Raw genomic sequence first — 6,722 nt, 5'->3', positions numbered from 1 at the left:
CGCCGGCCGACGCGGGTGCGGCCCCCGCAACCGTCGGGACGGCGCCAAGGGTCGCGGCAGCCGACGCTCCAACCATCAGGTCTCTCCGATTCACGTCGTAATCTGCGGATCTTCCCATCGTGGTCTCCGGGCCTGCTGTAGGGGGCGATGGCACGATGGCGGGCCATCGAAGGGGATGCCCGGGGGCGAAACGGGCACCTTTGATCGACTCTAGGGTAGCGCTTCACCCCTCGTTGATTAGTGCCGTCTCGCCACATAGGGTCATGAGCCAAACTTATGGATCGGCGACGGCGCGGTCCCGGGCGGTGGCGCCCACCCAACCGACTGCATCGAAGAGGTCGCCGATGGCGCGCACGGACCTGACCGACCTGCTGTCCTTCGCGACGGTGTCGCGGGAAGGTAGTTTCACCCGCGCGGCGACCCGCCTGGGCGTCACGCAATCGGCCCTCAGCCATGCCCTGAAAGGACTTGAGGCCCGGCTCGGCGTACCCCTGCTGACCCGGTCCACCCGCGGTGCCATCCCGACCGAGGCGGGTGAGCGCCTGCTGCGGATCGTGGGCCCGCAGTTCGAGCAGATCGAGGTCGAGCTGTCCGCGTTGACGGAACTGCGGGACAAGCCCGCCGGCACCGTCCGCATCACGGCGCCCGAGGACGCGGCGGTCACGGTCCTATGGCCGGTCCTGGCGCGCCTGCTCCCGGATTATCCCGATGTCTCGGTCGAGGTCGTCACCGAGCAGGCCTTGACCAACATCGTGGCCGAGCGCTTCGACGCCGGCGTGCGCATCGGCGAGCATATCGAGAAGGACATGGTCGCCGTGCGGATCGGGCCGGACATGCGCATGGCGGTGGTCGGGGCGCCGGCCTACCTGAGGAAGCGCCCGAGGCCCAAGCACCCCGAGGACCTCACCGCCCACCGGTGCATCAACCTGCGCCGTCCGACCCGCGGAGGGTTCTATCCCTGGGAGTTCGAGCGGAGGGGACAGGCCCTCGCCGTGCGCGTCGAGGGGCAACTGGTGTTCACCAGCCTACGCCTGATCCGGGACGGGGCGCTCTCGGGGCTCGGGTTGGCCTACCTGCCGGAGGACCACGTCGCGCAGGACGTGGCCGAGGGCAGGTTGGTCCGTCTCCTGAAGGACTGGTGCGAGCCCTTCCCGGGCTACCACCTGTACTATCCGAGCCGCCGCCAGCCCGCGCCGGCCTTCACGGTCATCTTGGAGGCGCTCCGATACCGAGGGTGAGCGGTCGGGAGTCAGCCGACCGTCTGGCCACCGTCCACCACCATGGCGTGCCCGATCGTGAAGGCCGCGAGGTCCGAGCACAGGTACAGCACGGCGGCCGCGATCTCCTCGGGCCTGCCCATCCGTCCGACGGGTTCCTGGGCGATCACCCGTGCGATGCCGTCCGGGGTGCCCCCGGTGAAACGCTGCATCATCGGGGTATCGACGATGCCCGGGCAGATCGCGTTGATGCGAAGCCCGTGCTTGGCATAGTCGAGGGCGGCGCTCCTGGTCATGCCGATCACGCCATGCTTGGTCGCGGCGTAGGCGGCCTGGCCCGCGAAGCCCCTCACGCCGGCACCCGACGAAGTGTTGACGATGGCACCACCCCCGGCCTTCAGCAGCAGCGGGACCTGATGTTTCATGCAGAGGAACAGGCCGCGCAGGTTGATCGCGACGATGCGGTCGAAGTCCTTGTCCTCGATCTCGGCGACCGGCGCCATCGGCTGCTCGATGCCGGCGTTGTTGAAGGCGACGTCGAGCCGCCCGAAGGTCCGGATCGTCCGGTCGAGCGCCGCCTTCACGTCCCCGGCCTCGCTGACGTCGCACCGGACCGCGAGCACGCGTCCGCCGGCCTCCTCGATCAGCCGGGCGGTCTCGAGATTGCCCTCCTCGGATACGTCGGCGACCGTGACGGCGGCGCCGGCCTTCGCGAACGCCAGGGCGGTGGCGCGACCGATGCCGCTGGTCGCACCCGTCACGAAGGCGATCTTGCCGGTGAAATCATGGGCCAGGGACATCGGTTTCTCCAGGATGGGTTCGAAGGGGACTTCTAAAGCCGCTGTCGGGATCAGCGCGGCAGCGCGTAGGCGACGAGCTTGGTGCCGAGGCTGATGGCCAGCGGAGGCTTGCCGCCGGCCGCCACCACCACGAACTGGCGACCGCTCACCGGGCTTCGGTAGGTCATCGGCGTGGCGTTGCCGCCCCCGGGGAGCCGGGCCTGCCAGAGTTCGCGGCCGGTCGCGACGTCGAGGGCACGGAAGGTTCGGTCCATGCTGGCGCCGACGAAGACGAGGCCGCCGCGCGTGGTGACGGCGCCGCCGGACACCGGGGTTCCCACCGTCAGCGGCAGCATCGAGGGAATGTCGAGCGGACCGGTGTCGCGCGCCGTCCCGAGGGGCTTCGACCAGAGCAGTCGCCCGCTCGTCAGGTCCACGGCGGCGGTCAGGCCCCAGGGCGGGGCGGTGCAGGGTACGCCGAGCGGCGACATGAACAACCCGCCATAGGCACCGTAGGGCGTGTTCAGCATCGGCCGGTCGGCGTCGCCGCCGGGGCTTTGGCCGTCCGAGAGCGTGAGCTGGCGCTGGTTCGCCACCTCGCGGGTCACGAGCTCGACCCGGTCGGGGAACCGCATCCAGTTGGCGATCATGATGCCCCGGTCGACATCGATGGAGGCGCTGCCCCAGTTCACGCCGCCGACCGAGCCCGGATCGATCAGGACGGGCTTGCCCAGGGTGATCGGCGTCAGGTGGCCCTCGTAGCGCGATTGCCGGAACAGGATGCGGCAGAGCATCTGGTCGAGGGGTGTCGCGCCCCACATGTCGGACTCCCGCAGGGTCGCGCCCCGGAAGGCCGGAAGGTCGAGGGAAGCGGGCTGTGTCGGCGCCAGGCGTTCGCCGGCACCGATGTCGCCCTGCGGCGCCGCCACTTCGGTGACGGGCTTGATGGGCCGACCGGTCTCGCGGTCGAGCACGAAGACCTCGCCGCGCTTGGTCGGCTGGATCAGGGCCGGGCGAACCCCGTTCGCGGTGGGCAGGTCGACGAGGGTTGGCTGCGATGGGGTGTCGTAGTCCCAGATGTCGTGGTGGGTCGCCTGGAAGCTCCAGCGCAGGCGCCCCGTCTCGGCGTCGAGGGCGATGACGGCGCTGGAGACCTCCTCGTCGAACGGCCGGCGCAGGCCGCCGAAGTTGTCCGGCGTGGCGTTGCCCATCGGCAGGTAGACCAGCCCCAGCGCCTCGTCGGCGCTGATCGGCGCCCAGCTGTTGGGCGAGGACGGCGTGTAGGTCTCGCCCGGGGGCGGCGCGCCGATGCGGTCGGGATGGCCGGGATCGAAGGCCCAGGCGAGGTCGCCGGTGCGGGCGTCGAAGGCGCGGATCACGCCGGAGGGGCCGCCCCAGAACTGGCCGTCCGGGATGCCGCCGCCGACCACCGCCTTGCCACGGATGATCTGCGGGGCCGAACTCACGTAGTACTGGCCTCTGGGATAGGCGCTGATGCCCTCGCGAAGGTCGACCCGGCCGTCCTTGCCGAAATCGGTGCAGGGCTGGCCGGTGGCCGCGTCGAGGGCGATCAGCTCCGGCGTCTGGCTCGCGGCGATGACGCGGTGCGCGCACGGGCCGGTCATGTCCGGCACGGCGTAATGGGCGACACCGCGGCAGGGCTTGCCGGAGGGCGGGGTGCCGTTCGACATGTCGTGGCGCCAGCGCTCGCGGCCCGTTTCGGCGTCGAGGGCGAGCACGCGGTTGTGGCCGTCGCACAGGTAGAGGGCGTCACCGACCATGATCGGCGTCGCCTCCAGGGCGGTCGCCGGTCCGGGCGTGTCGGGGCCGGTCTCGGCCTCCCACGCGACCTCGAGCCCGCCGACGTTCTGCGGGGTCAAATCGGCGAGCGGACTGAAACGGGTGCCGCCCTGGTCGTTGCCGAAGGCCGGCCAATCCTCGCGGTCGATCCGCGCGAGCGGTTGCGCCAGGGGGCCTGGGGCACGGTCGGCGATGCCCCGGCGCAGGATGGGTTCGGCCGGTCCGTCCGGGTGGAGAAGGCCGCCTGCCGCCAGGGCGAGGAGGAGCGCGCCCGCGAAGGCCGGCCAGCCCAGGGCCGCCGCCGGCCGGCGTGGCCCGGCGCGTCGCACGGCAGGAAGCAGGAGCGCCAAGCCGAGGACGAAGGGCGCGAGCAGGCGGGGCAGGAGCTGCCAGGGCTCGAAGCCCACCTCCCAGACCGCCCAGGCGGTCGTCCAGATCAGCATCGCGGCATAGAGCGGAATGCCACGCGGATCGCGGCGCCAGACCATGATGCCGCTCACGAGGACAGCGACCCCGGTCAGCAGGTAGTACGGCGATCCACCGTACCAGGCCAGCGCCGCACCCCCGGCACCGAGGCCGAGCCCGACGACCATGAGGAGGGCGGCAACCGCGCGTCTCGTCCAGACCGTCACGCGGCCGTCCGGGCCTGCCGCGGGCGCCGGCAGGGACACCGTTTCGTTGGTTCTCATGGTGGTGGTTTCCGTTTTCGGATCGGGGGCCGGCGTCATCGATGAGAGAAGAGCGGCAGTGCCTTCGCGAAGGCCCGGGCATGGAAGATCGTCGAGCCCTGGCCGCCCGCGCCATCGTTCGTGACGATGAGGAGGTCGTCCGTGCCGGGCCGCAGCGCCATGCTGGTGGAGTTCAGGTGGTGGCCGTCGTCCCGGCCCGGCAGCAGCACCCTTCCGGTCCCGGCATCGGTGAACAGCAGGTCCCCTGCCCGGTCGAAGGACGGTCCCTCCAGGGGGATCCCCACGTCGGAGACCTTGAACCAGGGCTGTGCGACGACGCTTTGCAGATCGCGCTCGCCGGGCGGAATGGGCACCGGTCCGCGCGTCCGCGCGTCGTACCCCAGCGCGCCGGGCGCCTCGTCGGCCAAGGTCCCTCCGGCCGTCCCCATGAGGCAGGCCAGGACGAGGAGAGTCCGGGCGAGGACCCGCGACCTCGGGGGCTTGCCCGTCACGGGGCCGGCTCGATGGTCACCGTGACCGGTCCGGGCTGGCGGAACGCATCGGGGATGCGCCTCAGCCGGCCCAGGCGAACGAGCCCGCGCGAAGATCCGAAATCCTTGTAGAAGATCGCGAGGTTGCCCCAGGGGGCGTAATAGGTGAGGTCGCCGGGCTCCGGGTCGATGCCGGCCGGCTCGCCCAGGACCGGGAGCCGCCTCGGCAGATCGGCGATCTTTTCGGTGGCGTTGTAGTCGGTCAGCTTCAGGGTGAGTGGCAGCAGCGCCCGGAAGGCACGGGCGGCCTCGCCGGGCTCCAGGGTCGCGGTGACGGTTTCGCCGCCGAACCGGATCAGGACGCTTCCCATCGCGGGCGCCTTTCTGGTGGGAGTCGAGGGTGGCCGCCGGTCCTGGGCGGGCTCTGCGTGGACGATGGCTCCTGCGGCCAGGCTGGAGGCCAGGATCACGGTCAGGAGCGTCGCGGCGCGTGCGCTGCGTTTCATGTGAGGGCCTCCTGCCCGTGCGGGGTGGAACCGGCTTCGAGCGGCCTCTGGCGCCAGGCGAGGGTGGCGGCGAGCGCCGAGGCGCACAGCGCGACGGCGCTGACGGCGAAGGTGGCGCGGTACCCGCTCGCGTCGTAGGCGAGGCCGCCGAGGGTGGCGCCGAGCGCGATCGCCAGTTGCACCACCGCGACCAGCAGCCCGCCGCCGGCCTCGGCCTCGTCGGGAAGCGCCCGGCTCAGCCAGGTCCACCACGCCACGGGTGCCGCGGTCGCGACGAGACCCCATCCGGCGAGCAGGATGGCCGACGCCGCCGGAGAACCGCCGACCATCGTCAGGGCGACCGCGATGGCCGCCATCAGGAGGGGAATGACGATGAGGAGGCTGAAGAGGCGTGACGTCAGCAGGAATCCGATGAGGTAGCTGCCGATGAGCCCCGCCGCGCCGGTGCCGAACAGGATCAGGGAGAGCGTCGTCACGTCGACGCGCGGGACCGTCTCGAGGAACGGACGCAGATAGGTGTAGAGGGCGAACTGCCCCAGAAAGAACAGCGCCACCGACAGCATCCCGAGGGGGACCTGGCGCCGGCGCAGCACCCGGAACACCGTACCGCCCCGGGCCGTCCGGTCGGAGGGCATCGCGGGCAGGCTCATGAAAAGCCAGGCCAGCGTCACGCACCCCAGCGGGACGACGCAGAAGAAGGCCCCGCGCCAGCCGATGTGCGCCCCGAGGAAGCTGCCCAGCGGTGCGGCCACCGTGGTCGCCAGGGCGTTGCCGCCGTTGAGCAGGCCAAGGGCGCGCGGAAGCTCGGCGGCCGGCACGAGACGCATCACCGTGGCGGTCGACATCGACCAGAAACCGCCGATGACGACGCCGACCAGGGCGCGCCCGGCCATGAAGACCACGGTGTTCGGCGCGAAGGCCACCATCAGGCCCGAGGCGATCATCAGGACGGTGAGCGCCAGCAGAACGGTGCGGCGGTCGATCCCGCGGGTGGACGACGAGATGACGAGGCTCGTCAGCACCGCGAAGAGGCCGGAGACGGCGATGGCCTGGCCGGCGTGCCCTTCGGTCATCTGCAGGTCGGCGGCCAGCGGCGTCAGCAGGCTGACGGGCATGAACTCGGAGGCGATCAGCGTCCCGACGCAGAGGGTCAGTGCGAAGACCGCCCCCCATCCGGCGGCCGGTGTCTCGTGCCGGAGGGCAGCCTCGTCCGCGCAGGCTTCGTTCGGGTTCATGGGCAAGCCGCCGCTCCCAGGGTGTC

At 71.4% G+C, this 6,722-nt stretch carries 6 protein-coding genes; 1 reads left to right on the top strand and 5 read right to left on the bottom strand.

What is annotated here, in order from left to right:
- Window positions 1-344: 344 nt before the first annotated feature.
- The gene (locus ASG40_RS07625) at window positions 345-1,238 is read left to right on the top strand and encodes a LysR family transcriptional regulator (protein ID WP_055883156.1); all 894 of its coding nucleotides are present in this window, start codon (window positions 345-347) and stop codon (window positions 1,236-1,238) included.
- Window positions 1,239-1,249: 11 nt separating this feature from the next.
- Here ASG40_RS07625 and ASG40_RS07620 read toward each other — a convergent pair whose 3' ends face one another.
- The 5 genes from ASG40_RS07620 to ASG40_RS07600 form a co-directional block, all read right to left on the bottom strand.
- The gene (locus tag ASG40_RS07620) at window positions 1,250-2,017 is read right to left on the bottom strand and encodes an SDR family oxidoreductase (protein WP_055883154.1); all 768 of its coding nucleotides are present in this window, start codon (window positions 2,015-2,017) and stop codon (window positions 1,250-1,252) included.
- A gap of 50 nt (window positions 2,018-2,067) precedes the next feature.
- A complete protein-coding gene (locus ASG40_RS07615; RefSeq protein WP_082523957.1) occupies window positions 2,068-4,485 on the bottom strand; it encodes a membrane-bound PQQ-dependent dehydrogenase, glucose/quinate/shikimate family in 2,418 nt (805 codons plus the stop codon).
- A gap of 35 nt (window positions 4,486-4,520) precedes the next feature.
- Window positions 4,521-4,892 (bottom strand): hypothetical protein, encoded by a 372-nt coding sequence (locus tag ASG40_RS07610; RefSeq protein WP_244480558.1) that lies wholly within the window; start codon window positions 4,890-4,892, stop codon window positions 4,521-4,523.
- A gap of 80 nt (window positions 4,893-4,972) precedes the next feature.
- Window positions 4,973-5,461 (bottom strand): cyclophilin-like fold protein, encoded by a 489-nt coding sequence (locus ASG40_RS07605; RefSeq protein ID WP_244480557.1) that lies wholly within the window; start codon window positions 5,459-5,461, stop codon window positions 4,973-4,975.
- Entirely contained in the window at window positions 5,458-6,696 is a 1,239-nt protein-coding gene (locus ASG40_RS07600; RefSeq protein WP_055883149.1) for an MFS transporter, read from the bottom strand. Before ASG40_RS07600 ends, ASG40_RS07605 begins: the two co-directional genes overlap by 4 nt.
- Between the last annotated feature and the right edge of the window lie 26 nt (window positions 6,697-6,722).

Origin of the sequence: Methylobacterium sp. Leaf399, from assembly GCF_001424525.1 — a bacterium.
Lineage (GTDB): Bacteria > Pseudomonadota > Alphaproteobacteria > Rhizobiales > Beijerinckiaceae > Methylobacterium.
The sequence above is the reverse complement of the archived record's forward strand: the minus strand, read 5'-3'. Positions and strand labels throughout refer to the sequence as shown.

What these genes read in the sequence shown, in the direction of transcription:
- ASG40_RS07625 (WP_055883156.1), top strand. Translation starts at nt 345, where the DNA reads ATGGCGCGCACGGACCTGACCGACCTGCTGTCCTTCGCGACGGTGTCG.
- ASG40_RS07620 (WP_055883154.1), bottom strand. Translation starts at nt 2,017, where the DNA reads ATGTCCCTGGCCCATGATTTCACCGGCAAGATCGCCTTCGTGACGGGT.
- ASG40_RS07615 (WP_082523957.1), bottom strand. Translation starts at nt 4,485, where the DNA reads ATGAGAACCAACGAAACGGTGTCCCTGCCGGCGCCCGCGGCAGGCCCG.
- ASG40_RS07605 (WP_244480557.1), bottom strand. Translation starts at nt 5,461, where the DNA reads ATGAAACGCAGCGCACGCGCCGCGACGCTCCTGACCGTGATCCTGGCC.
- ASG40_RS07600 (WP_055883149.1), bottom strand. Translation starts at nt 6,696, where the DNA reads ATGAACCCGAACGAAGCCTGCGCGGACGAGGCTGCCCTCCGGCACGAG.